At 75.4% G+C, this 26483-nt stretch carries 8 protein-coding genes; 2 read left to right on the top strand and 6 right to left on the bottom strand.

The annotated features are described in order from the left end of the window. Positions 1-2: 2 nt before the first annotated feature. Together LDL48_RS22380 and LDL48_RS22385 are read right to left on the bottom strand one after the other, a co-directional pair. Positions 3-1118: a mannose-1-phosphate guanylyltransferase gene (locus tag LDL48_RS22380; protein WP_225257147.1), complete on the bottom strand. Its 1116-nt coding sequence runs from the start codon at positions 1116-1118 to the stop codon at positions 3-5. A gap of 21 nt (positions 1119-1139) precedes the next feature. Beyond that, positions 1140-2297, bottom strand: a complete 1158-nt coding sequence (locus LDL48_RS22385; protein WP_225257148.1) for a glycosyltransferase family 4 protein — start codon at positions 2295-2297, stop codon at positions 1140-1142. A 191-nt stretch (positions 2298-2488) separates the two neighbouring features. Here LDL48_RS22385 and LDL48_RS22390 point away from each other — a divergent pair, with 191 nt between their 5' ends. Further along, complete coding sequence (locus LDL48_RS22390) at positions 2489-3214, top strand: TIGR03089 family protein (RefSeq protein WP_225257149.1); 726 nt, start codon at positions 2489-2491, stop codon at positions 3212-3214. Here LDL48_RS22390 and LDL48_RS22395 read toward each other — a convergent pair. Beyond that, a complete protein-coding gene (locus LDL48_RS22395) occupies positions 3182-5128 on the bottom strand; it encodes an acetoacetate--CoA ligase (RefSeq protein ID WP_225257150.1) in 1947 nt (648 codons plus the stop codon). The two genes, LDL48_RS22390 and LDL48_RS22395, sit on opposite strands and share 33 nt — an antisense overlap. A 4-nt stretch (positions 5129-5132) precedes the next feature. After that, positions 5133-5657 carry an acyl-CoA thioesterase gene (locus LDL48_RS22400; protein WP_225257151.1) on the bottom strand — a complete coding sequence of 175 codons (525 nt, stop codon included), beginning with the start codon at positions 5655-5657 and terminating at the stop codon, positions 5133-5135. Between the two features lie 83 nt (positions 5658-5740). Between LDL48_RS22400 and LDL48_RS22405 the strand changes: the two genes are divergently transcribed. After that, complete coding sequence (locus LDL48_RS22405) at positions 5741-7390, top strand: hypothetical protein (RefSeq protein ID WP_225257152.1); 1650 nt, start codon at positions 5741-5743, stop codon at positions 7388-7390. Positions 7391-8085: 695 nt separating this feature from the next. On the opposite strand, the gene LDL48_RS22410 is transcribed toward LDL48_RS22405, so the two are convergent. Further along, positions 8086-8301, bottom strand: coding sequence for an MbtH family protein (locus LDL48_RS22410; RefSeq protein ID WP_225257153.1), 216 nt, complete (start codon positions 8299-8301; stop codon positions 8086-8088). Next, positions 8298-26465 (bottom strand): non-ribosomal peptide synthetase, encoded by an 18168-nt coding sequence (locus LDL48_RS22415; protein WP_225257154.1) that lies wholly within the window; start codon positions 26463-26465, stop codon positions 8298-8300. Before LDL48_RS22415 ends, LDL48_RS22410 begins: the two co-directional genes overlap by 4 nt. Between the last annotated feature and the right edge of the window lie 18 nt (positions 26466-26483).

Genomic DNA, 26483 nt, shown 5'->3' on the forward strand with positions numbered 1-26483 from the left:
GATCAGACGTACCCCAGCTCGCCCTTGTCCTTCAGCTCGTCGACGATGTGCTTGACCTCCTGGGCCCGGTCCCGCGGGCACACCAGCACCGCGTCCGGCGTGTCCACGATGATCAGGTCGCGGACCCCGAGCGCGGCCACCAGCCGGCCGGAGTTGGGCACCACGACCAGGCCCTCGGTCTCGCGCAGCAGCACGCCGAGCTTCGCCGAGGGGTCGTGTCCGACCACCACGTTGCCGGCCGAGTCGGCGGTGAGCACCTCGCCGAGGGTGTGGAAGTCGCCGACGTCGTTCCAGCCGAAGTCGCCGGGGACCGTGCCGACCCGGCCGACCGTGGCCGCGCCCTCCATGACCGCGTAGTCCACCGAGATCCGGGGCAGCGTCGGCCACACCTCGCCGATCACCTCCTCGCGGGCCGGGGTGTCCCAGGCCTGCGCGATCCGGGAGATCCCGGCCGCCAGTTGCGGCTGCTGCCGGGACAGCTCGGCGAGGAACACGTCCACCCGCCAGACGAACATGCCGGCGTTCCACAGGTAGTTGCCGGACTTCACGTACATCTCGGCGACGTCGTACGACGGCTTCTCCTTGAACTCCTCGACCGCGAGCACGTCGCCGTCCGCGACCGGGCCGCCGCACTGCACGTACCCGTACCCGGTCTCGGGTCTGGTCGGGGTGATCCCGAGCGTCATCAGCAGGCCCTGCCGCGCCCCGGCCATCGCCTGGCGGATCACCTCGATGAAGCTGGCGCTGTCGGCGATCAGGTGGTCGGCGGCGAACGAGCCCATGACCGCCTCCGGGTCGTGCCGGGCGATCACCGCGGCGGCCAGCGCGATGGCCGCGCAGGAGTCCCGGGGCGACGGCTCGACCAGGATGTTCTCCTCCGGTACGCCGGAGAGCTGCCGGGACACCGCGGCGGCGTGCGAGACGCCGGTGACCACGTAGACGTGATCGGGCGCGGACAGCGGTTCGAGCCGGGTGACCGTGGCCTGGAGCAGCGACGCGTCCGTGCCGGTCAGCGGATGCAGGAACTTGGGGTGACCGGCACGGGACAACGGCCAGAGGCGGGTGCCGCTGCCACCTGCGGGGATAACGGCGTAAAGTCCGCCCGGTTCCTCACTCATGTGCACCGAGTGTAACGAGGCTCACGCCGCCTGACTGGCCGACACCCGGGTCCACGTGTTGACGTGCACCTCGGCACTGGAGGCCCAGGTGAACTCCTTCGCTCGGTCGAAGCCGGCCTTCGCGAGGGTGACCCGGCGGGGCTCGTCGTGCAGTAGGTCGGCCAGGTCCTCGGCGATCCGGTCCGGGTCCTCGGTGGTGTAGGCGACCGCGTCGCCGCCCACCTCGGGCAGGGACAGCCGCGGCGTGGTCAGTACCGGCGTGGCGCAGGCCATCGCCTCGAGGATGGGCAGGCCGAAGCCCTCGCCGAAGGACGGGTAGCAGGCCACCAGCGCACCGCCGAGGAAGCCGGGCAGGTCGGCGTAGCGCAGGTAGCCGGGGCGCAGCAGCCGCAGGTGCGACGGCACCTCGGCCACCGCGCGGTCGATGTCGTCGTCGTGACCCTGGCCGCCGGCCAGGACCAGCGCGGGCGGGCGGGGCCAGTCGGCCACCGCGCGGGCCCAACCGCGGATCAGATTGGGTACGTTCTTGCGCGGCTCCTTGGCGCCGAGGAAGGCGACGTAGCCGGCGTCGGTCAGCCCGAGGCGCGCCCGCACCCGGGCCTTCTCCTCCTCGGTGGGCGCGTGGAACGCCGCCGGGTCGACACCGTGGTAGGCCACGTCGATCCGGGTCGGGTCCGCGTCGAGCAGTCGGATCAGCTCGTCCCGGGTGGCCTTGCTGGGCACGATGACCCGGGCGGCGCGGCGCAGCGACGTCTTGATCGCGCTGCGGAAGAACGTGCGCTTGGTGTTGTCGTAGTGCTCCGGCTCGGTGAAGAACGTGGCGTCGTGCACGGTCACCGTCACCGGGCAGCCGGCCCGCAGCGGGCAGGTGTAGAACGGTGAGTGCAGCACCTGCGCCCCGACCTGTTGGGCGAGCAGCGGCAGGCCGGTCTGCTCCCAGGCCAGGCGGGCGGGGCGGTGCGCGACGGCCGAGGGACCGGAGATGACCTCGGCGGTCGGGAGCATCCGGGCGTAACGCTCCGCATCCGTGCGCTGGGTCACCACGGCCACGTCGATCCGGTCGGAGCCGAGCTGGCCGAGTGCACCGAGCAGTCCGTCGACGTATCGGCCGACACCGCCTCGGTCAGCGGGAACGCTGGTGGCGTCGACGAGCACTCGCGGGGGGCGACCGGCGGTCACGAGGCAACTCCTTGGCGTCTCGGCGTATCGACTCGGCATGTGGGCCAAACCACTCGCAAGCGTACGCCGGAGATGCATCGTCGTGCTGACCGCGACACCGGTCCATAGGGGCAGTTCGCCGGAACGCGAGGCAACCTTCCCGGCGCGTTCAGATTCCGTCACACAGCGTCACAAGGCTAGGGTCGGTGGTGATGGAGACGACGATTCCCGCCGCGTTCGCCGCGGCCGTCCGGCGCGAGCCCACCACGCCGCTGCTGACCTGGTACGACGACGCCACCGGCGACCGCACCGAACTGTCCGGGGCCACTCTGGACAACTGGCTGGCGAAGACCGCGAACCTACTGGTCGACGGCGCCGGGCTGGGCGCCGGAGACACCGCCGGGGTGCTGCTGCCGCCGCACTGGCAGACCGCCGCGGTGCTGCTCGGCGCCTGGGCGGCGGGGCTGGCGGTGCAGGTCGGCGGCCCACCCCAACCGGTGGACGTGCTGTTCAGCACGCCCGACGCCGACGCGGCGGGCGCCTGGTCGGCCGGCGACCGGTACGTCACCGGGCTGCTGCCGCTCGCCATGCCGCTGCGCGACGTACCGCCGGGTTCTGTCGACTATCCGACTGAAGTCCGGAACTACGGGGACCACTTTCGGGCGACCCGGCCGGTCGGTCCGGACGCCCCGGCGTTCGCCGGGGCGGGGCCGCGGAGCCACGCGGACGCGATGCGCGCGGCGACCGAACGGGCCGCCGCGCTGGGCCTGGCGGCCGGCGCCCGGGTCCTGATCGACGCCCGGGCCCATCCGGACCCGGCCGACTGGCTGCTCGCCCCGCTCGCGGCCGGCGCCAGCATCGTGCTCTGCGCCCACCTGGACGCCGCGAAGGTGCCGGACCGGGTCTCAGCCGAGCGGGTCACCCACACCCTGGCCTGAGGCGGCGGCCCGGGACGCGGCCAACCGTTCGAACGCGGTCAGCGACTCCGGGTTGGCCAGTGCGCCCCGGGCCGCCGCGGACTCCGACGGGGTGCCGGTGAGGATCCGTTTCACCGGCACCTCCAGCTTCTTCGCCGACAGGGTGCGGGGCACCGCGCGTACCTGATGGATCTCGTCCGGGACGTGCCGCGGCGACAGCGCGGCACGCAGCTCGCGCCGGATCCGGCCGCGGAGCTCGTCGTCGAGTTCCACCCCGTCCGCGAGCACCACGAACAGCAGCAGCTCGTCGCCGTCGGCGTCGAGGTGCACGACGACCGAGTCCAGTACCCCGTCGATGCCCTCGACGACCGTGTAGAACTCGGCGGTGCCCAGCCGGACGCCGCCCCGGTTCAGGGTGGCGTCGGACCGGCCGGTGATCACGCAGCTGCCGTCCTCGGCGATGGTGATCCAGTCGCCGTGCCGCCAGACCCCCGGGTAGACCTCGAAGTACGCCTCCCGGTAGCGCCGGCCGTCCGGGTCGTTCCAGAAACCGACCGGCATGCTCGGCATCGGCGCCGTGATGACCAGCTCGCCCAGCTCACCGGTCACCGGCCGGCCCGCGGCGTCGAACGCCTCCACCTTCGCGCCCAGACACCGGCACGGTATGGCGCCCTCGGTCACCGGCAGCAGCGGCGCGCCGCCGACGAACCCGGTGCACACGTCGGTGCCGCCGGACAGCGACTGCAGCTGCAGGTTCGGGCCGACCGCGTCGTACACCCAGGCGAAGCCCTCCGGCGGCAACGGCGCGCCGGTCGAGCCGATCGCCCGGATCGACCGCTGTTCCACCGCCAGGCCGGCCTTGCGGCACGCCATCAGGAACGGCGCGGACACCCCGAGGTAGGTGACGTCCGGCAGCGTCCACAGCGTGGACAGGTCGGGAAAGCCGGGGTTGCCGTCGAACAGCACGATGGCCGAGCCCACCGCCGGGCCGCTGGCCAGGAAGTTCCACATCATCCAGCCGGTGGTGGTGAACCAGAAGAACCGGTCCCCCGGGCCCAGATCGTGGTGCAGCGCCAGCATCTTCAGGTGTTCGAGCAGGATGCCGCCGTGGCCGTGCACGATCGGCTTCGGCAGGCCGGTGGTGCCGGAGCTGTAGAGCACGTACAGCGGATGCGCGAACGGCACCGGAGCGAACTCCAGCGGGTCGTCGCCGCCCAGGTCGGCCCAGTCGCCGCCGGCATGCAGGTAGCCGATCGTCACCACGTGCTCCACCGACGGCAGCGCGGCCCGGATCTCGGCCACCTCGGCGCGCCGGTCGACCGCCTTGTCGCCGTACCGGTAGCCGTCCACCGCGACCAGCACCCGGGGCTCGATCTGCTGCCAGCGGTCGGTGACGCTGCGGGTGCCGAACTCCGGCGCGCAGGACGAGAAGACCGCGCCCAGGCTGGCGGTGGCCAGCATCAGCACGTAGGTCTCCGGGATGTTCGGCGCGTAGGCCGCGACCCGGTCGCCCGGGCCGACGCCCAGACCCTTCAGCCCGGCCCGGACCCGCCGGACCTCCTCGCGCAGCTGCCGGGCGGTGAGCGTGGCCGGGCTCCGGGTCTGCGAGTACGCGAACACGACCGGCTCGTCGTCGGCCACACCGGGCATCCGGAGTACGTGCTCGGCGTAGTTCAGCGTGGCGCCCGGGAACCAGCTCGCCCCCGGCATGGTGTCGTCGCCCAGCACGGCGGTCGGTTCGGTGTGCGCGATGATCTCGAAGTAGTCCCAGATCGAGCGCCAGAAGGCGGGCAGATCGGTGACCGACCACTGCCAGAGACCCGGGTAGTCGGTGACGTCGACGCCGCGCTCCTGCCGCAACCAGCTCAGATAGCGGCCCATCCGGGACTTCTCCGCCGCGTCGGCAGGCGGCGTCCACAACACTCTGCCCGTCATGCCCTTACCTTAATGATGTTTCAGGTGGGTCCGCCCGGGCCTGCTGGATGGCGGTGCGGCGGGCCAGGCGGTGCTCCCGCCGGATGATCGCCTCCCGGAACCGGCGCTGGTCCTCGCCGGTCTCCGGCACCACCGGCGGCACCGGCCGGGGATGACCGGAGACATCCACGGCCACGAACACGAGGTACGCGGTGGCCACGGTCAGCGGCACCCCGCCCGCGGTGTCCCAGCGCTCCGCGGCCAGCTTCACGCCGACCTCCATCGAACTGCTGCCGGTCCAGTTCACCTGCGCGTACGCATGCACCAGGTCACCCACCCGCACCGGCTCGGCGAACACGATCTCGTCGATCGCCGCGGTCACCGCCGTGCCACCGCTGTGCCGGGCCGCCGCCGCCCCGGCCACGTCGTCCACGAACTTCATCAACACCCCGCCGTGCACCGTGCCGTACAGGTTCACGTCGATCGCCGTCATGATCCGGCTGAGCGTGACCCGGGAATGCGCCGTGGGACGGCCGTCGAGATCGTTCATGGTGCTCACGGTACGGATGAGCTTTCCCGTCGTTGCCTGGTCCGGGTACGGTCCGGGGGCGAGCGAGCCACCGGGAGAGAACCTTGCGCCACCTCAGGTCGATTCTGTACGCCCTCGTCCTCGGCCCGGCGGTGTGGATCCTCAGCGGCGTCGGCCTCACCCAGGACCTGACCGGCCGCGCCCGGGACGCCGGCGGCTCCCTCGAGACGATCACCGCGGCGCTGTTGCTCCTGCTGGCCGGCACCGGGTACGCCATCCTGCTGCTCTCGCCGCTCTCCCCCGCCGGCCCCACCCTGACCGGCCTGATCTTCCTCGGCGTCGGCCTCTGGGGCCTGACCGCGCCGGACTCCTACGCCGGGGTGTGGCCGGCCGGCGTGACCCGGGAGGGCTTCGACCTCAGCCGGCCCGGGTACGCCCTCGCCGTCCTGCTGGCCGTGCCACTGCTGTGCACGGCACTGAGCGCACGCCGCTGGGCCCGGTACGAGCCCCCGGAACTGCCGCTGATCGGCACGCTCGGCCGGGCGCGCGGCAAGGCGGCGGTGGCGGGTACGCCGATCGCGGCGGAGCGGACCACGCTGATCAGCTCGGACGACCACACTCAGGTGATCCCCCCACCGGCGGACGCGCCTGCTCCTCCGGCGCCGGTGCCGGCCCGGGTGTCGCCGCCGGCCGAGGAAGCGACCACCGTTCTGCGGACAGGCGGCTCGGGGCAGGCCGACGAGCCGACCACCGTCATCTCCCGGGCCGAGGAACCTACCGCCGCCCTCTCCGCGGTCGAGGAGCCGACCACCACTCTCGTCTCGGCCGAGGAACCCACCACTCTTCTCTCGCGGGACGGCGAACCCACTCCCCCGCGGAGCGACGAACCGACGGCGGGCCTCGGGCCGACCGGCGAAATCGCGGCGGACGAGCCCACCACCGCCTTGACAGACAGGGACGAGCCCTCCGCCGAGACCGACGAACCCACCACCGCCGCAACGCAGAACGACGACCCGATCGCACCCATCGCCGAGGCGGACGAGCCGACCGCCGCCGTCGCCATCGCGGAGGCGGACGAGCCGACCGTCGCCGTGACGGAGACGAACGAGCCGACCGTCGCCGTGGCGGAGGCGGACCAGCCCACCACGGCGATCGCAGAGACGGGTGCTGCGGCGCCCCCAGCCGTCGCAGCGACACCATCCCGCGACACCACCCCATCGGACAAGTCGGACTTGTTAGACAAGGGCCCCGGTGCGGCCGAGGAAGCCACCGAACCGCTCACCCCGCACGTCGATCCGCACCCGGACGACGAGGAGAAGACGCAGGTCATCCGCCTCGCCGCGGCCCGTTCGCACGACACCGACCACGCCTACGAACCCGGAACGGGCGAGACCACCCGGATCATCGGGCCGGGTGAACGTACCCAGATCATCGCCCGCCCCCAGCTCGATATCCAGGCCCGCGCCGCCGCCCAGGCGGCCCATGACCGGGCCGCCCAGGAACGGGCGCGGCAGGCGTTCCGGGACCGTGCGGCACAGGAGCGCGCCCGGCAGGCGTTCGACGAGCGGGCGGCGCAGGAGGCTCGCGAACACGGCGAGCAGACCCAGGCGATCTCGGTACGCAAGGACCCGGCCGCTGTTCCCGGGCCCCGCAGCGTGCTCGACGTGGAGCGGCCGCCCGACGAGACGGACGAGACCCATCCGGCGATCCCGGAACAGCGCCGTCCCCCGACAGCCGAGGCCGACCAACCCTGATCGGCACCGCCTCGTCCCCGCACTGCGGCCCTTGATCATCACCAGTGGAACACCAACGTCGCTTTTCCGCCCGGATAACCACACTGGCGTTCCACTGGAGCGCTCCACTGGAGCGCCACCGCTGCAACGCAGCCCCGCAGCCCCGCTGCGCCGATGCGCCGATGCGCCGATGCGGTCGGCGGAAGGTCGCGCCGAACGGGGACAATCCCGACCATCCCGGCACCCGCGCGTCTGCCCGACGTCAGATCTTGGAGCCGGAAGCAAATCTTGGAGGCGGACGGCCCCCAGGAGGGCAGTTTCGCTCCAAGATTCGCCGCAGCCTCCAAGATCGCGGCACTCGGGACGGACCGGACCGCGCCAATCGGCCGTTATCGGACACGCTGCCGCCTCTACGCCCCCGCCACCATCCACAGTTCCGGCCCCACCGCACACGGACGTGTGGAACTACGGCAAGGAGCGCACCCTGCCCCCACACAGCCCGACCGGCGCCACCAACCGTGTGGCACTACGGCGCGGAGCGCACCCTCCCCCCACACAACCCGACCGGCGCCACCAACCGTGTGGCACTACGGCGCGGAGCGCACCCTCCCCCCACACAGCCCGACCGGCGCCACCAACCGTGTGGCACTACGGCGCGGAGCACCCGCACAGCCCGACCCTGTGGACCTCCAGCGCGGAACGAACGTCCGGCGTCTCTATGCCTCCTTCGACATCGCCTCGATCAGGGACTGCGGGCGCATGTCGGTCCAGTGCGCCTCGACATGGTCCAGGCACTCCTGCCGGGACGCCGGACCGTGTGCCACCGTCCAGCCGGCCGGGACGTCCGCGAACGACGGCCACAGGCTGTGCTGGTTCTCCTCGTTGACCAGCACCAGGAAGGTGCCGTCCGGGTCGTCGAAGGGGTTCGTCATGGTGTGCTCCTCGTGGGATCGGCGGGCGCGGCCAGCGCCCGCAGGGTACGGGTCCAGACGTCGGCCAGGCGGCGCACGTCGCTCTCCGCGAGCACGCCCTCCGGCCAGGTCCAGGTGGCGGTCAGGTACGGCCCGTCGGGGTGGTCGTCGACCACCACGGTCAGGCTCAGCGGGTACGCCAGCGGCATGTCCGGGTCGGCGGCGTACCGGGCCGCCACCGCCATCTCCGGCGCCGGTGCGAAGTCGGCGTCGTCGGGTGCGCCGAACCGGCCCAGGTAGTTGACCTGGATCGGCGGCATCGGGCGGTCCGCCAGCGTCGCCGACGCCTCCGGGTGCAGGTGGCGCAGGAGGCCGAAGCCGATGCCGTCGTCGGGTACGGACCGCAGCTGCCGTACCGCCCGGCCGATGGCGTCGGGGCCGGTGACGTCCAGGTGGACCGGGTACACGCTGGTGAACCAGCCGACGGTCGCGGACAGGTCGGCGTCGGCGAGTTCCTCGGCGCGGCCGTGGCCCTCGACGCTGAGCCGGGTCCGGCCGCCCACCGCGTCGGCGACGGCGTACAGGAACAGGTCGTGCACCCGGGCACCGAACCGGCGCGGCACGTCGGCGAGCAGCGGGCCGGTGTCCGCCGGTGGCAGCACCACGCGGTGTTCGCGGGCGGTGCCGTGGGTGTCCCGCCGCGGGTCGAGGGGCCGGCGCAGCGGCAACCCGTCCGGCCCGGGGTCGGCACCGTCCAGCGCGGACGTCCAGTACGGCAGCTCGGCGGCGCGGCGCGGGTCGGTCGCCGCGGCGGGCAGCGCCCGCGCCCAGTCGGCGAACGGCGTGGGCACCGGCGGCAGGTCGGTGCCGGCGTACGCGGCGGCCAGGTCGGGCAGCAGCAGGCGCCAGGAGACCCCGTCGACCGCCAGGTGGTGCACCATCAGCAGCAGCCGGCCGGGCCGCTCCCCGGCGTCGCACCACACGGCCTGCAGCATCGTGCCGGCGTCCGGGTCGAGCCGGGCCCGCGCGTCCCGGGCGGCCGCGTCGAGCACCGACGCCAGATCCTGGTCGCGGGCGTCCACCCGGCGCAGCCAGGTTTCCGCCGCGACGGTGCCGGCCGGTGCCACCCGCAGCGTCCAGGTGCCGGTGCGGTCCAGCCGGGTGCGCAGCGCGTCGTGCCGGTCGGCCAGTGCCCGCACGGCCCGGCCGAGCCGGTCGGCGTCCAGGCCGGCCGGGGTACGCACCACGGCGGCCTGGTTGAAGCCGGCGATCGGGCCGTCCACCTCGCGCAGCCAGTGCATGATCGGCGTGGGCGGCGCCTCGGTGCCGGTGACCACGGCGACCTCGGCCAGCGCCGCCACGGTGCGCAGCTGGAACACGTGCCGCGGTTCGACGGACAGGCCGGCGTGCCGGGCCGCGACGACCAGGCGTACCGAGGTGGCGCTGTCCGCGCCGAGCGCGAACAGGTCGTCGTCCACGCCCACGGCGGGCAGGTCCAGCGCCGCCGCGGCGAGACCCGCGAGCAGTTCCTCGACCGGGGTACGGGGTGCCCGCCCGCCGCTGCCGTCCGGGTACTCGGGCGCCGGCAGTGCGGCCCGGTCCAGTTTGCCGGTGGGCAGCAGCGGCAGGTCCGGCAGCACCGCGTACGCGGTCGGCGCCATGTACTCGGGCAGCGTCGCGGCCGCGTGCCGGCGCAGCCCGTCGACCTCCACCCCGCCCGGGGCGGCGACGTAGGCGACCAGGTGCCGGCCCCGCGCGGCGTCCTCGCGGACCAGCACCGCGGCCCGGGTCACCGCCGGATGCCGGGCCAGCGCGGCCTCGACCTCGCCCGGCTCGATCCGGAAGCCACGGACCTTGACCTGGTCGTCCGCGCGCCCGCCGTACTCGAGCTGACCGTCCGCGGTCCACCGGGCCAGGTCACCGGTGCGGTACAACCGCCCGCCGGCCGGGCCGTACGGGTCGGCCACGAACCGTTCCGCGGTCAGCCCCGGCCGGCCCAGGTAGCCGCGGGCCAGCCCGGCACCGCCGAGGTACAGCTCGCCGGTGACACCGGGCGGCACCGGGCGCAGCGCGGCGTCCAGGACGTACGCCCGGACGTTCGCCACCGGCCGGCCGACCACCGGGGTCGGGCTGTCGGAGAACCGGCCGAGCAGCGCGTCCACGGTGGCCTCGGTGGGGCCGTACAGGTTGACCGCGGTGGTGCCGGCCAGCCCGCGCAGCCGGGTCCACAGGGCCGGAGGTACGGCTTCACCGCCGACACCCACGGTGGTCAGGCCGCACCGGTCGCCGTCGAGGAGGCCGGCGTCGGCCATCGCGGCGAAGTGCCCGGGGGTCACCTCGATGAAGTCCAGCCCAGCCGCGGTGACCTCCGCCGCGAGCCGCGCCGGGTCGCGGCGGGTCTCGTCGTCGATGACGTGCACGGCGTGGCCGTCGTAGAGCCACAGTTGCGGCTGCCAGGAGGCGTCGAACGAGAACGACCAGGCGTGGCCGACCCGCAGGTGCGGGCGGCCGGTCGCCGCCACGGTCGGCCGGTGCAGCGCGGCCCGGTGGCTGTGGAACAGGTTGACCAGGCCACGCTGGCTGACCAGCACGCCCTTGGGGCGGCCGGTGGAGCCGGACGTGTAGATGACGTACGCGGGGTGGTCCGGGTGCCGGGCCACGTCCGGCGGGTCGGCCGGTCCCGCGGTGAGGTCGAGCTCGTCGGTACGGAGCACCGGCACCTCGGTGGACGGCAGGCCGGCCGCGGTTTCCGCGGTCGCCAGCAGCAGCACCGGCCGGGCGTCGGCCAGCATCGTGGCGACCCGTTCGGCCGGCAGGTCCGCGTCGACCGGCAGGTACGCCGCACCGGCCGCGTGCACGGCCAGGACCGCGGCGAGCGTGTCGGCGGTGCGCGGCAGCGCCAGCGCGACCAGCCGTTCCGGTCCGGCGCCGCGGGCGGCCAGCACCCGGGCCAGCCGGTTCACCCGGGCCGCCAGCTGGGCGAACGTCCAGCCGGCCGGTCCGGTGTCGACACCGACCACGGCGACGGCCTCCGGGGTGCGGGCGACCTGCGCCGCGAACAGCTCCGGCAGGGTGCCGGCCGGGTCGCCGGCGTCGGCCGCGGTGTCGTTGAAGTGGGTCAGCACCCGGTGCCGCTCCGACTCGGCGAGCAGGTCCACCACGCCGACCGGGCGGTCCGGGCCGGCCGCGAACGCGGTCAGCACCGCCTCGTACGCCGCCGCGAAGCGCGCCACGGCGTCCGCGGTGAACAGGTCCGGGCGGTACTCGGCGACCAGCCGGAGCCGGTCTCCGGTGGTGATCGCCCAGGTCAGTGGGTAGTGCGTGGCGTCCCTGCCGCCGGCCGGGTGGATGCCCAGCACGGAGCCGTCGTCCTCGGCCGGCGCCTCGGTGTACGGGTAGTTCTCCACCACCACGAGCGAGTCGAACAGCTCACCGCCGGCCGCCTTCTGCACCTCGCCGAGGCCCAGGTGCTGGTGGTCCAGGGTGCGGATCTGCGCCGCCCACACCCGGTCCAGCACGGCACCGAGCGGGTCGGCCGGGGCGGACCGCACCCGCACCGGCACGGTGTTGATGAACAGGCCGATCATCGACTCCATGCCGGGCAGGTCGGCCGGACGACCGGAGACCGTGGCGCCGAAGACGACGTCGGCGCGGCCGGTGAGCCGGGCCAGCGCCACCCCCCAGGCGGCATACAGCAGCGCGCTGACGGTCACGCCGCGCTGCCGGGCCAGCGCGGTCAGGGCCGCGGTCCGGGTCGCCGGCAGTTCCACCGCGTACTGGTGCGGTGTGATCGGGAGCCGGGCCGGGTCGGCCGGGGCGAGGCGGGTCGGTTCGGTGACGCCGGCCAGTTCGGCCGCCCAGGCGGCCCGCGCCGCGTCCCGGTCCTGGGCGGACAGCCAGCGCAGGTACTCGGCGAACGGGCGGGCCGGCGGCAGCGCGTCGGGCCGGTCGGCGGCGTACAGCGCGGCCAGTTCGTCCCGCAGCGGCGGGCCGGACCAGCCGTCGAGCAGCACGTGCTGGTGGGTCAGCACCAGCCGGTGGCCGGCCGGGCCGCCTCGGACCAGGGCCAGCCGGATCAGCGGCGGCGCGGCCGGGTCGAACCGTGCCGCCTGCTCGGTCAGCAGCGTCTCCCAGGCGTCGTCGGCCGCACCGGTGAGGTCGTGCACGCTCCACGGCAGCGTCGCGGCCGCCGGTACCAGCGCGACCGGCCGGCCGGTGTGCAGGTGGCGGAAGCCGGCCCGCAGGTGGGGGTGCCGGTCGAGCAGGGCCTGACCGGCGCGGCGCAGCCGGTCCGCGTCGACCGGTCCGGTGAGGTCGAACCAGGTCTGCACCGTGTAGACGTCCGGGCCGCCCGCGTCCATCTGGGCGTGGAACAGCAGCCCGGCCTGGAGCGGGGTGACCGGCAGCAGGTGGTCCGGGGCGGGGTCGAGCGCGGCGAGTTCGGCGCGTTCGGCGTCGGTGAGGTCCAGCAGGCCGGCGGCGGGCACCGCGGCCGGCGTGCTGGCCGGTGCATCGCTCTCCGGCACCGCCACCGCGGCCAGCGCGGCCGGGGTGGAGGCGGTGAACACGTCCGCCGGGCGGATCCGCAGCCCGGCGCGCCGGGCCCGGCCGACCAGTTGGATGGCGACGATGCTGTCCCCGCCGAGCGCGAAGAAGTCGTCGTCGGCACTCACCCGCGGCAGGTGCAGCAGGTCCGCGACCAGGTCGCAGAGCAGCGCCTCGCGCGGGGTGGCCGGCGCCCGGCCCCCGGCGCCGAACTCCGGGGTGGGCAGGGCGCGCCGGTTCAGCTTGCCGTTCGGGGTGATCGGCAGCGGCCCGTCGAGCACCACCACCGCGGACGGCACCATGTGCTCGGGCAGGCGGGCCGCGACGGCGGTCCGCAACGCCGCGCCGTCGAGGGCGGCGCCGGCCTCCGGGACCACGTACCCGACCAGGCGGGTGATGGCGCCGTCGGCGTGCACGGCCACGGCCGCCTGGACGACCTGCGGCTGCGCGGCGAGCGCGGCCTCGACCTCGCCCAGTTCCACCCGGAAACCGCGGATCTTGACCTGGTCGTCGGTGCGGCCGAGGAAGTCGAGGTTGCCGTCGGCGCGCCACCGGGCCCGGTCGCCGGTGCGGTACATCCGGGCGCCGGGCGGGCCGAACGGGTCGGCCACGAACCGTCCCGCGGTCAGTGCGGGCTGGCCCAGGTAGCCGCGGGCCAGGCCGCGACCGGCGACGTAGAGCTCGCCCACCACGCCCGGCGGCACCGGCCGGAGCCGGTCGTCGAGCACGTAGACCCGGGTGTTCGGGTCCGGCCGGCCGATCGGCACGGCCCGGTCCCAGCCCGGCTCCGCGGCCCAGAGCGTCGAGTTGACGGTCGCCTCGGTCAGGCCGTACGCGCCGAAGACCCGCTGCCGTTCCGCCAGCCGGCGCACCAGGCCCGGCGGCACGGTCTCGGTGCCGACCAGGACCACGCCGCCGTCCGGCAGGTCGCAGCCCGCGGGCAGCGCGGAGAGCAGGGACGGCGGGAGGATCATGTGGCTGATCCGCTGCGCGGCGAGGAAGTCGGTGAGCGCGCGGTCGGCGACCCGGGCCTCCTCCGGGATGAGCACCAGCGTGCCGCCCACGCAGAGCGACATGACCACGTCGAACACCGCCACGTCGAAGCCGATCGAGGCGAACTGCACCACCCGGCTGTGCGGGGTGACGCCCATCCGGTCCACCGCCGTGGCGGCCAGGCTGGCGACGCCCTCGTGGCTGACCACGACGCCCTTCGGGCGGCCGGTGGAGCCGGAGGTGTAGATGACGTACGCGGCGTCGTCCAGCCGGACCGCGGCGGCCGGCGGGTCGCCCTGTTCCGGGGCGCCGGCCACGTCCACCGTGGTCACCCCGGGCACCTCCGGCACCCGGTCCGCGCTGTCCGTGGTGGTCAGCACGAGCCGGGCACCGCTGTCGCCGATCTGGTACGCCAGCCGGTCCGCCGGATGGCCGAGGTCCAGCGGCAGGAACGCGGCGCCGAGGCGCTGGATGCCGAGGATCGCCGCGACGGTGGCGGCGGACCGGGGCACGGCCAGGCCGACCACGTCACCGCGCCGTACCCCGAGCCCGGCGAGCAGCGTGGCGATCCGCCGGGCCGACGCGTCCAGCTGGGCGTACGTCAGCTCGGTGTCGCCGTCCACCACCGCGACCGCGTCCGGCTGCTCGGCGGCCCGGGACCCGAACAGCGCGGGCAGGGTACGTTCGTCGACCCGGCGCGCGGTGTCGTTGAACGTCTCCAGCACCAGCATCCGCTCGGCGTCGTCCAGCAGGTCGACCGCGCCGATCGCGGTGTCCGGGTCGGCGGCGACCGCGGCGGCGAACCGGGCGAAGCGGCGGCCGATCGCCGCGGCGGTCTGCTCGGTGAACCGGTCCGCCCGGTACTCGATCAGCACGCGCAGCGCGTCGCCGTCCTCCAGCAGGCCGAACACCAGGTCGAACCGCGCGGTGCCGGTGGCGTACGGTTCCGGCGTGACGGTGAGCCCGGGCAGCGTCAGCTCGGCCGCGCCGCGGGGCCGGTGCACCACCATCACGTTGAACAGCGGGTTGTCGCCGGCCGACCGCTCCGGGTTCAGGTCGCGCACCACGGCCTCGAACGGCACGTCCTGGTGGTCGAAAGCGGCCAGGTCGGCGGTGCGTACCCGGGTCAGCAGGTCGGCGAATCCGGCCGCGCCGTCCACCTCGGTGCGCAGCACCAGCGTGTTGACGAAGAAGCCGACCAGGTCGGTGAGCGCCGCCTCGGTGCGGCCGGCGACCGGTGCGCCGAGCGGGATGTCGGTGCCCGCGCCCAGCCGGTGCAGCAGCGCCGCGACCAGTGCCTGACCCACCATGAAGAGGCTGGCGCCGATCCGCTGCGCGAGTTCCCGGAGGGCCCGCACGGTGTCCGCGTCCAGCGGTACGAGCAGCTCGCCGCCGGGTGCGCCGGACGCGCCGGACGGCGGGGCGTCGACCGGCAGTTCCAGCCGCTGCGGCGCACCGTCCAACGTGGTGCGCCAGAACGCGAGCTGCCGGGCGGCGCGGCTGTCCGGGTCGGCCGGGTCGCCGAGCAGTTGCTGCTGCCAGAGCGTGTAGTCGGCGTACTGCACGGGCAGCGGGGTCCAGTCCGGCGCCGCGCCGGACCGCCGGGCGGTGTACGCCCGTGCCAGGTCGTGCAGGAACGGCCCGTCGGACCACTCGTCGGTGGTGATGTGGTGCAGCACCAGCACGGCGAGGTGCTCATCCGCGGCGACCGGGATCAGCCGGACCCGCAGCGGCAGCTCGGTGGACAGGTCGAACGGGCGGGCCGCCGCGGCCCGTACCGCCGCGGTGGGATCGGTGCCGGCCGCGACCGGGGGCAGCACCTCGACCACCGGCACCGCCTCGCCGGCGGGCACGATCCGCTGGGTGGGCCGGCCGTCGTGCGGCACGATCAGCGTGCGCAGCGCCTCGTGCCGGGCCATCACGTCGCGCACGGCGGCGCGGAACGCGGCCACGTCCAGCTGCCCGCGCAGGCGCGCGACGATCGGGAAGTTGTAGGCGGGCGACGCCGGGTCGAGCTGCTGGATGACCCAGAGGCGCTGCTGCGCGGGGGACGCCGGCAGCAGCTCGGGCCGGGCCGCCGGGGCCAGCACCGGCAGCGCCGGGCCGGTGTCCGCGCCGGCCCGCTCGGCCAGCTCGGCCACGGTCGGCGCCTCGAACAGGTCCCGGATGGACAGTTCCGCGCCGAGCGCCGCGCGGGCCCGGCCGACCAGCCGGGTGGCCAGCAACGAGTGGCCGCCGAGGTCGAAGAAGCCGTCCCGGATGCCCACCTCGGGCACCCCGAGCACGTCGGCGAACAGCTCGGCCAGCAGCCGTTCCGCCGGGGTGCGGGGCGCCTCCGCGGCCGGCACCGGGCCGGCCGGTTCCACGTCGGGCAGCGCCCGGACGTTCAGTTTGCCGTTCACGGTCAGCGGCAGGTCGGCGACGGTGACGAGGGCGGCCGGCACCATGTAGTCGGGCAGCCGCTCGCGCAGGTAGTCGCGGAGCCGGGGGCCGAGCGCGGCGATGTCCCGCGCGGCGGCCGGCCGGTTGGTGCAGTCGGCCGGGTCGGCGGTTCCGCGCACCGGCGTGGCCAGGTCCACCGCCGCCGCGCCGCCGAGCGCGTCCGGCGTCACGAACAGCGCGTCCAGGCTGCCGTCCGCGGCCGGCGCCCAGGTGAGGAACGCCCGGTAGCCGTGCCGTTCGGCGAGCGCGTACAGCTCCTCGGGTTCGACGCCGGCGGTGGGCGGGCCGGATCCGTCGAGCCGGGCTTCGACGGCCAGCTCGCCGGTGAGCCGCGCGTTCGGGATCCGGGTCACCCGCAGCAGCGAGGGCCGCTCGGTGTCCAGCGTCGCGGACAGCCCGGCCAGGTCTGAGTCCCAGCGCCGGACGGGCGCGCCGGTCAGCGACCGGACCGTGGCCGGCGCGCGGTACAGCACCGCGTCGTACCGGTACCGGGTCAGCTCGTTGTGCCGGTGTCCGCGCTTGGTGTGCACCGCGACCCGCACGTCGTCGGTGGCCAGCGCCGCGAACAGGTCCGGGTCGACCAGCAGTTCCTTCTCCAGCAGCACGGCCCGGGCGACGCCCGCACGCAACCGGTCGTCCGCCGCGGCGGGCCCACCACGGGTCGCCTGCACGGCGGCGTGGAAGGTGCGGGCCAGCCGCAGGTTCCGTACGTCGCCGACGAACACCGTGCCGCCCGGCCGGACCAGCTCCAGCGCCGCGGTGAGGACACCGGTGAGGTACTCGGCGGACGGGAAGTACTGCACCACCGAGTTGATCACCACGGTGTCGAAGTCGCGGGGCAGCCCGGCGGTCTCGTGGGCCGGCTGGTGCCGCAGCTCCACCCGGCCGGCCAGTTCCGGCACCGCCGCCACGTCCGCGCGCAGCTTGGCGACCACCGGCGCGGCGAAGTCGGTGGCCCAGTACGCCTCCGTCTGCGGCGCGATCCGGGACAGCAACAGGCCGCTGCCGACGCCGATCTCCAGGACCCGCCACGGCCGGCCGGCCGGTCGCAGTTCGGTGATCCGGGCGACCGTCGCGTCCCGCCACTCGCGCATGTCGGCCAGCGGGATCGGCCGGCCGTCGTAGCTGGAGTCCCAGCCGGCGAAGTCCTCGGCGGCCACCGCGGTCGGGATCTCGGTGTACTCGTCGTGGTAGATCTGGTGCCACTCGGCCAGGTGCGCGGCCTCCCCGCCGGCCTCGTCCGCCGTGGGCGCCGGGGCCGCACCGGTCGCGGCCGGAACCACGTAGCCGACCAGGCGCTTGCCGGCGCGGCCGTCGCGGGCCACCACCGCCGCCCGGGCCACGTCCGGGTGCTCCGCGAGCACCGCGGAGACCTCGCCCAGCTCGATCCGGTAGCCGCGGATCTTGACCTGGTCGTCGGTGCGGCCGAGGAAGTCCAGGTTCCCGTCCGGCCGGCGCCGGGCCAGGTCACCGGTCCGGTACAGCCGCTCGCCGGGCGCACCGAACGGGTCCGCGACGAACCGGGCCGCGGTGAGCCCCGGACCGTGCAGGTAGCCGCGGGCCAGGCCGGCGCCGCCGATGTACAGCTCGCCCGCGCATCCGTCGGGCACCGGGCGCAGCCAGGCGTCCAGCAGGTACGCGCGGGTGTTCCAGATCTCCCGGCCCACGGTCGGCGTGGCGCTGTCGGTGGTGCCGCCGCCGAGCGTGTTGATCGTGTATTCGGTCGGCCCGTAGAGGTTGTAGCCGAGCGTGCCCTCGGTGTCCCGCAGGGTCCGCCACACCGCGTCGGACACCGCCTCGCCGCCGAGCAGCACGAGGCCGGGGCGGTGCCGTCCGGCGCCCGGGTCGGAGGCCAGCAGTCCCTCGGCGATCAGGTGCTCGGCGTACGTCGGCGTCACGTTAACCACGTCGATCGCGTGCCGGTCGCAGTAGGCCACCAGCGCCTGCGCGTCGCGGCGCAGCTCCTCGTCGCAGACGTGCACCTCGTGGCCCTCGACCAGCCAGAGCAGCTCCTCCCAGGACATGTCGAAGGCGAACGACACGGTGTGCGCGATCCGCAGCCGCCGCCCGCCGGCCGCCGCCACCACCGGCTCGAAGATCTCCTCGCGGTGGTTGAGCTGCATGTTGGTGAGCCCGCGGTACGGGGTGATCACGCCCTTGGGACGGCCGGTGGAGCCGGAGGTGTAGATCACGTACGCCGGGTGGGCCAGCCGGTCCGCCCGGGTACGGGCGAACGCCGGGTGTTCCGCGTCGGTGAGCGGTTGCGGGGACAGCCCGGCGAGTTCGGCCCGGACCGCCGGGTCGTCGAGGGCGACCAGGTGCCGGTCGGGCAGCCGGGGCGCGACCGCGGTCGTGGTGAGGACACACACCGGGCCGGCGTCGTCGATCAGTGCGGCCAGGCGGGCCGCCGGGTGGTCCAGTTCCAGCGGCAGGTACGCGGCGCCGGTACGCAGCACCGCGAACAGCGCCACCACCATGTCGGCGGTCCGCGGGACGGCCAGCGCGACCACCCGCTCCGGACCGGCACCGCGGGCGAGCAGCAGCCGGGCGAGCCGGCTGACCCGGGCGTCCAGTTCGGCGTAGGTCAGCGTCTCGCCGCCGGACACCAGCGCGGACTCGGCCGGGGTACGCCGGGCCTGCTCGGTGAGCAGATCGGCGACCGTCTCGGTGGGCAGTGGCCGGGCGGTGGCACCGGCCCGGGCGACCAGCGCGGCGCGTTCCGCGGCCGGTACCGGGTCGAGCCGGCCGAGCGGGGCCGCCGGGTCCGCGGCCAGCCGGTCCAGCACGGCGGTGAACCGGGCCAGCAGCGCGGCCGCGGTCTCGGCCGGCACCTCGGTCCGGTAGGTGAGCGTGATGCCGAGCGACGCACCGGGCGACACCGTCAACGCCAGCGGGAAGTGCGTGGCGTCCACACTGTCCACTTCGGTCACCCCATGCCGGTCGCGCAGCACCTGCGCGTCGTCGTCCCCGGCCACCTGCTGCAGGGCGAAGAGCGTGTCGAACAGCTTGGCGTGCCCGGCCGCCCGCTGCACCTCGCCGAGTCCCAGGTACTCGTGCGGCATCAGGGCGGTCCGCTGCGCCTGCATCCGGCGCAGCAGGTCGCCGACCGGCTCGGCCGGGTCCAGCGCGACCCGGACCGGCACGGTGTTGAGGAACAGGCCGACGGCCCGGTCCACGTGCGGCAGTTCGGCGGGCCGGCCCGCCACCGTGGTGCCGAAGACCACGTCGGCGCGGCCGACCGCGGTGGACAGGACCACCGCCCAGGCCGCGTTCAGCATCGTGTTGAGGGTGACCCCGGCGGCGACGGCGGCCGCGCGGATCCGGTCGGCGGCGTCCGGCGGCAGCGTGGTGCGGCGGCGGCGCGGCGCCGCGGCGGTGCCGTCGGCGGCGCCGCCGGGTGCGACGAGCGTGGGTTCCGCCAGGCCGGCGAGCGCGTCCCGCCACGCGGCGGTGGCCGCGGCCGTGTCCCGGCCGGCCAGCCAGGCGAGGTAGTCGGCGTACGAGCCGGCGGGCGGCAGGGCGCGGTCGCCGGCCGCGTACAGCTCCAGCAGTTCCTCCAGCACCACCCGCGCGGACCAGCCGTCCCAGACCAGCACGTGGTGCGTGATCACCAGGCGGTCGGTGTCGCCGAGGCGGACCAGCAGGACCCGGAACAGCGGCGGGCGGGCCAGGTCGAAGCCGCGTCCGCGGTCCTCGGCCAGCAGTTCCGCCACCCGCTCGGCGGGCGCGCCGGTCAGGTCGGCGACGGTCACCGGTGGCGCCGGGTGGTCCGTGATGAACTGCACCGGCGCGGCCAGGCCGTCGCCGGTGAACCCGGCGCGCAGGCCGGCGTGACGGGCCAGCAGGGTCGCGGTGGCGGAGCGCAGCCGGTCGGCGTCCATCGGGACGGCCACGTCGAACGCGACCTGCGCGGTGTAGACGTCCGCGCCACCCGCGTCGAAGCCGGCGTGGAAGTACAGGCCCTCCTGCAGCGGCGACAGCGGCCACACCTCGGCCACCGGCCACGGGCTGCGCTGCCGCAGCACGGCCCATTCCGCCTCGGTGAGCGCCACCGCCGGTCGCGGCCGGACCGGCTCGGCCGGTGCCGCCTCGGCGCCGGCCACGGCCAGGGCGGCGGCGGTGCGGTGGGTGAACACGTCCCGCGGGCTCAGCGGCACGCCGCGGGCCTGGGCCCGGCTGGCCACCGCGATCGAGCGCAGGCTGTCGCCGCCGAGCGCGAAGAAGTCGTCGTCCGGGCCGACCGGGCGGCCCAGCACCTCGGTCAGGATGCCGCAGAACAGTTCCTCGGCGGCACCGGCGGGCGCGCGGGACGGTCCCGGTGCGGGTTCGGCGGGGTCCGGCAGGGCGGCCTCGTCGATCTTGCCGCTGGGCGTGCGGGGCAGGGCGTCGAGCACCACCACCGCGGACGGCACCAGCGCGGACGGGAGCGCACCGGCGAGCGCGGCGCGCAGGCGCGCCGGTTCCAGGCCGGCGCCGGTCGCGTACGCCACCAGGGCCGCACCGCGCACCGCCACGGCGGAACCGGTCACGCCCTCCTGGGCCGCGAGCACGGCCTCGATCTCGCCCGGCTCGACCCGGTGCCCGCGGACCTTGAGCTGCCGGTCGCCGCGTCCCAGGTAGTCCAGGTTCCCCTCGGGGTCGTACCGAACCAGGTCGCCGGTGCGGTACATCCGCTGCCCGGCCGGGCCGTACGGGTCGGCCACGAACGCCGCCGCCGTGGCACCGGGACGGCCCAGGTAGCCCCGGGCCAGTTGCACCCCGGCCACGTACAGCTCGCCGGGTACGCCGGGCGGCACCTGCCGCAGCGCGGTGTCCAGCACCCGCAGGCGGACCCCGCCGACCGCCCCGCCGATGCCGACCGGGCCGGTGCCGTCCGGCACCCCGCCGTCCGAGCTGGTGACCTGGATGGTGGTCTCGGTCGGGCCGTACACGTTGTGCACCGGCACCCCGGTGAGCCGGTGCCAGCGGCGTACCGTGCCGGCCGCCAGCACGTCGCCGCCGGACAGCACTCGCCGCAGGGTGGGCAGCGTGGGGTCGGCGGCGAGCGCGAGCGCGTCGGTGAACGCGGCCAGCACCGAGGAGACGATGACCAGGGTGGTGGCGCCGTGCCGGCGGATCGCGGCGGTCAGCAGGGCCGGGTCGCCGGTGGCGGCGGGCGGCGTGAGCACCACGGCCGCGCCCGCGGTGAGCGGCCACAGCAACTCCAGCGCGGCCGGGTCGAAGCTGGCCGACAGGTGGTGCAGCACCCGGTCGCCGGTGCCCAGGCCGAACCGGTCCCGGGCCCAGGTCAGCTGGCTGGCGATGGCCCGGTGCGGGACCAGCACGCCCTTCGGCCGCCCGGTCGACCCGGAGGTGTAGATCAGGTACGCCGGGTGCTCCGGCCGTACCTCCGGCAGTGGTCCGGCCGGGGCCGGCTCGTCCGCGTCCAGCAGCAGCGTCGGCGTGCCGGGCGGTAGCGCGGCGGCGGCGTCCACGGTGGTCACGGTGAGCACGGCGGCCGAGTCGGCGAGCAGGTAGGCGAGCCGGTCGGCGGGCAGCGCCACGTCCAGCGGCAGGTACGCGGCACCGGCGCGGAGCGCGCCGAGCAGCGCGACCAGGAGCCCGGTGGAGCGCGGCACGGCGACCGCGACCACGGTCTCTCGCCCGGCCCCGGCCGCGACGAGCCGCGCGGCCAGGGCGTCCGCGTCGGCGGAGAGTTCGGCGTAGCTGCGCGCGCCGTCGTCGCCGAGCACGGCGGGAGCGTCCGGGGTACGGCGGACCTGTGCCGCGAACGCCTCGAGCAGCGTTCCGGGCGCGTCCACCGGCGGCCCGGCCAGCCGGTCCTGCACGTCCGCGGGAACCAGGTCGATCCGGCCCGCCGCCCGCGACGGGTCGTCGGCGATCGCGGTCAGCAGCGTGGTCAGCGAGCCGGCGAGCCGGCGCACGGCGGCGTCGTCGAGCCGCGCGGCGTCGTGCTTGAACCGCAGGTCCAGCCGGTCCCCCGGCACCGCGATCAGCGCCAGCGGATAGTGCCCGGCGTCGTGGTAGTCGAGCCCGTCGAGGGTCAGCCCGTCCGGCGCGGCGGGCTGGTCCGGGTAGTTCTCCAGCACCACCAGCGTGTCGAACAGCTCGTCCACGCCGGCCGTCCGGTGCAGGTCCGCCAGCGACACGTGCTGGTGGTCGAGCAGCTCGGACTGGGCGGCGTGCAGGCCGGTCAGCAGGTCCGCCAGCGACTGCCCAGGCGACCAGCGCAGCCGTACCGGCACGGTGTTGATGAACAGGCCGACCATGTCGCCGATGCCGTCCACGTCGGCGGCCCGGCCGGAGACGGTGGTGCCGAAGACCACGTCGGACCGGCCGGTGTGGCGGCCGAGCAGCACGCCCCAGGCGGCCTGGAGCACCACGCCCAGCGTCACCCCGAGTTCCCGGGCGCGGGCGGTCAGCGCCGCGGTGAGCGGCTCCGGAAGCGTGTGCCGCACCTCGGCGGACCGGACCGGCCCGGACGCCGGGCCGGGCGCCAGCAGGGTCGGCCCGTCCAGGCCGGCCAGCGCGCGGGCCCAGGCGGCGTCGGCCGCGTCCCGGTCCTGCCCGGCCAGCCAGCCCAGGAAGCGGCGGTACGGCGGCACCGCGGGCAGCCCCGCCGGTTCGTCCGTCCGGTAGTACGCGAACAGGTCCCGCAGCAGCACCGACACCGACCAGCCGTCCGCGATGATGTGCGGGAACTGCAGCAGCAGCCGGTGGTGGCCGTCGTGGTGGCGCAGCAGGGTGGCCCGCAGCAGCGCCGGCCTGCCGAGGTCGAACGGCCGGGCGCGTTCCGCGGCGACCACCCGGTCCACGTCGTCCGCGGCCACCTCGGCGATCCGCCAGGGCAATGGCACCCGGTCGACGACGGCCTGCACCAGGCGGCCGTCGGGCGCCTGCCGGAACACGGCCCGCAGCGGCGCGTGCCGGTCGAGGACGGCCTGCGCGGCGCGGCGCAACCGGTCCGCGTCCAGCGGCCCGGACAGCTCGACCAGCATCTGCACCACGTACGTGTCGGTGTCCGCGCCGTCGCGCAGGGCGTGGAAGTAGAAGCCCTCCTGCAGCGGCGTGGCCGGCAGGATCTCGGCGCGGCCGGGCAGGTCGGCGGCGAGTTCGGCGGCGGCGGCCGGGTCCAGCACCGGCGGCGGCGCGTCCGGCGACACGGCCGCTCCGGCGGCGTCCGCGGCGTTCACCGCGGGAGCCAGCCGGGCCACCGTGCGGTGCAGGAAGACCTGCCGCAGGGTCATCGCGATGCCGGCCCGGCGGGCCCGGATGACGAGCTGGATGGCCACGATGCTGTCGCCGCCGAGCGCGAAGAAGTCGTCGTCCACGCCGACCGTCGGCAGGTCCAGGACCTCGGCGTAGAGGGTGCAGAGCAGTTCCTCGCGGGCGCTGCGCGGCCGGACCCCGGTACTCAGCGCGCGCCGGTCCGGTGCCGGCAGAGCGGCCCGGTCCACCTTGCCCGAGCCGGTGACCGGCATCCGGTGCAGCGGCACGATCGCGGTCGGCACCATGTAGTCGGGCAGCCAGGCGGCGGCCCGTTCGCGGAGCCGGCGCAGCAGCGCGTGCACGTCGCGGAACGGCACCGGCCGGTTCGCCAGCGCGGTCCGCGGACGGTCCGGGTCGCCGGCGTACGCGGTGAACGGGCGGCCCGGCGGCGCGAACACCGCGTCGAGTTCCCCGGCCGCGCCACCGGCGGTCCAGGTCACCTCGACGGCACAGGCCAGGCGGGCGCCGAGGGCGTACAGGTCCTCGGGGTCGACGCCGGGACCGGTCGCCGGGTTCCCTTCCAGGGCCTGTTCGGCGGCCCGGTCGGCGGTCAGGCGGGCGTTCGGGATGCCGGTGACCCGCACCGTTTCGCCGCTGTCCAGGGCGGTCCGTACCGCCTCGGTGAGAGCATCGAGGTCGGCGAACTCCGCGCGCCAGACCCGGGTGACCCCGGGTGCCGGCGCGGCCGGGCCGCCGAGCACCACGTCGTAGCGGTACCGGGTCAGCTCGTTGTGCGCGGCCCCGCGCTTGACCCGCAGGTCGACGCGGTCGACCGTGGGCAGCGCGGCGAAGAAGTCCGGGTCGAGCAGGAGTTCGCCCTCCCAGGCGAGATCCTGCGCCACCGCGGCCCGCGCCGCGTCCGGATCGGCCCCGCGTCCGAGGTGGACGGCCGCGCGCAGCGTGCGCAGCAGCCGCAGGTTCCGCACGTCGCCGACGAAGATCCGGCCGCCCGGCACCACCAGGTCGGCGGCCTGGCGCAGCACGTCGGCCAGGTAGTCGCCGTCCGGGAAGTACTGCGCCACCGAGTTGATCACCACGGTGTCGAACCGGCCGGCCGGCAGGCCGTCGAACCGGTGCGCCGGCCGGGCCAGCAACGTCACCCGGTCGGCCAGCACCGGGTCCGCGTCCACCTGCCGGCGCAGCGCGGCGACGGCCTCCTCGGACAGGTCGGTGCCCCAGTACTCGGCCGTGTCCGGGGCGATCCGGGTCAGCAGCAGGCCGCTGCCGACACCGATCTCCAGCACCCGCCATGGCCGGTCGGCCGGCCGCAGTTCGGTGATCCGGGCCACCGTGGCGTCCCGCCAGGCGCGCATCTCGGGCAGCGGGATCGGCTGACCGTCGTACGTGGAGTTCCAGCCGGTGAAGTTCTCCCCCGGGCGCTCGGCCTCGCCCGCGGCGTAGAGCAGCTCGTGCAGGTCCTTCCACAGCCGCACCCGGCCGTCCGCGGAGGCCGGGGCGGTGGGCGGCGCGTCGACCGCCGGCACCACATAGGCGACCAGCCGGCCGTCCCGGACCGCGGCGACGACCTGGGCCACGTCCTGGTCGCCGGCGAGCGCCGCCTCCACCTCGCCCAGTTCGATCCGGTAGCCGCGCACCTTGACCTGGTCGTCGGCCCGGCCGACGAAGTCCAGCCGGCCGTCCGTGCCCCACCGCACCAGGTCGCCGGTGCGGTACAGCCGCTCGCCCGGCGCGCCGAACGGGTCGGCGACGAACCGTTCCGCGGTGCGGGCGGCCTGTCCGAGGTAGCCGCGGGCCAGGCCCGCCCCGCCCAGGTACAGCTCCCCCACCACACCGGCCGGCACCGGTTGCAGGGTGGCGTCGAGCACGTACGCCCGGGTGCCCGGGTCCGGCACGCCGATCGGCACCGAGGTACCGCGCGGGTGCGCCGGGTCGCAGCGGCCCAGCGTGGAGTTGACCGTCGCCTCGGTCGGCCCGTACGCGTTGAACATCCGCTGCCGGCCGGCGTACCGGGCGACGAGTTCGGCGGAGACCCGCTCGGTGCCGGCCAGCAGCGTGGCACCGGCCGGAAGTTGCACGTCCGGCGGCAGCGCGGCCAGCAGCACCGGCGGCAGGATCATGAAGGTGGCGCCGTGCGCCGCGGCGTACTCGGCCAGCTCGGCGGTCGGCTGCCGCAGCTCGGACGGCACCACCACCAGCCGGCCGCCGCTGAGCAGGCCGAGGCACAGGTCGAAGAACGCCACGTCGAAGCTCGGCGAGGCGAACTGCAGCACCCGGCTGTGCGGGCCGATGCCGAACCGTTCGATGCCGGTGGCCAGCAGCTTCGCCACCCCGGTGTGGGTGAGCACCACGCCCTTGGGCCGGCCGGTGGAGCCGGAGGTGTAGATGACGTAGGCGGCGTTGTGCACGCGCAGCCCGCCCCGCTCGGCCGGGGTCGGGTTCCGTTCCGGGGCGGCGGCCAGCGCGGCGGCCGTACCCGGGTCGTCCAGCACCAGCCGCACCGTGCCGGCCCGGTCCGGTACCGCGGCGTCCAGCTCCGCGATCGTGACCAGCGCGACCGGGGCCGCGTCGGTGAGCATGTACGCGATCCGCTCGGCCGGGTAGTCCACGTCCAGCGGCAGGTACGCGCCGCCCGCCTTGAGCACCGCCAGCTCGGCCACGTACAGGTCGACGGACCGGGGCAGGGCCAGCCCGACCAGCCGCTCCGGCCCGACACCGGCCGCGATCAGCCGGTGCGCCAGCCGGTTCGCCCGCTCGTTCAGCTCCCGGTAGCTGACCGTGGCACCGTCGCAGACCAGGGCGACCGCGTCGGGCGCGCGCTCGACCTGGGCCTCGAACCGGTCCGGCACGGTGGCCGGGGACACCGTGTGCCCGGTGTCGTTCCAGTCGACGAGGATCCGGTGCCGCTCCTGTTCGGTGAGGACGGCAGGGACACCCCGGGTCGGCACGGACGTGTGCGGGCTGTCGCTCGCGGGCACAGTGGATCCACCTTCGGG

The organism is Jidongwangia harbinensis, assembly GCF_020216025.1.
GTDB lineage: Bacteria > Actinomycetota > Actinomycetes > Mycobacteriales > Micromonosporaceae > Actinoplanes > Actinoplanes harbinensis.

Bases quoted from the DNA above. Each gene is read 5' to 3' on its own strand.
- LDL48_RS22380 (WP_225257147.1), bottom strand. From the start codon at position 1,118: ATGAGTGAGGAACCGGGCGGACTTTACGCCGTTATCCCCGCAGGTGGC.
- LDL48_RS22395 (WP_225257150.1), bottom strand. From the start codon at position 5,128: ATGACGGGCAGAGTGTTGTGGACGCCGCCTGCCGACGCGGCGGAGAAG.
- LDL48_RS22400 (WP_225257151.1), bottom strand. From the start codon at position 5,657: ATGAACGATCTCGACGGCCGTCCCACGGCGCATTCCCGGGTCACGCTC.
- LDL48_RS22390 (WP_225257149.1), top strand. From the start codon at position 2,489: ATGGAGACGACGATTCCCGCCGCGTTCGCCGCGGCCGTCCGGCGCGAG.
- LDL48_RS22410 (WP_225257153.1), bottom strand. From the start codon at position 8,301: ATGACGAACCCCTTCGACGACCCGGACGGCACCTTCCTGGTGCTGGTC.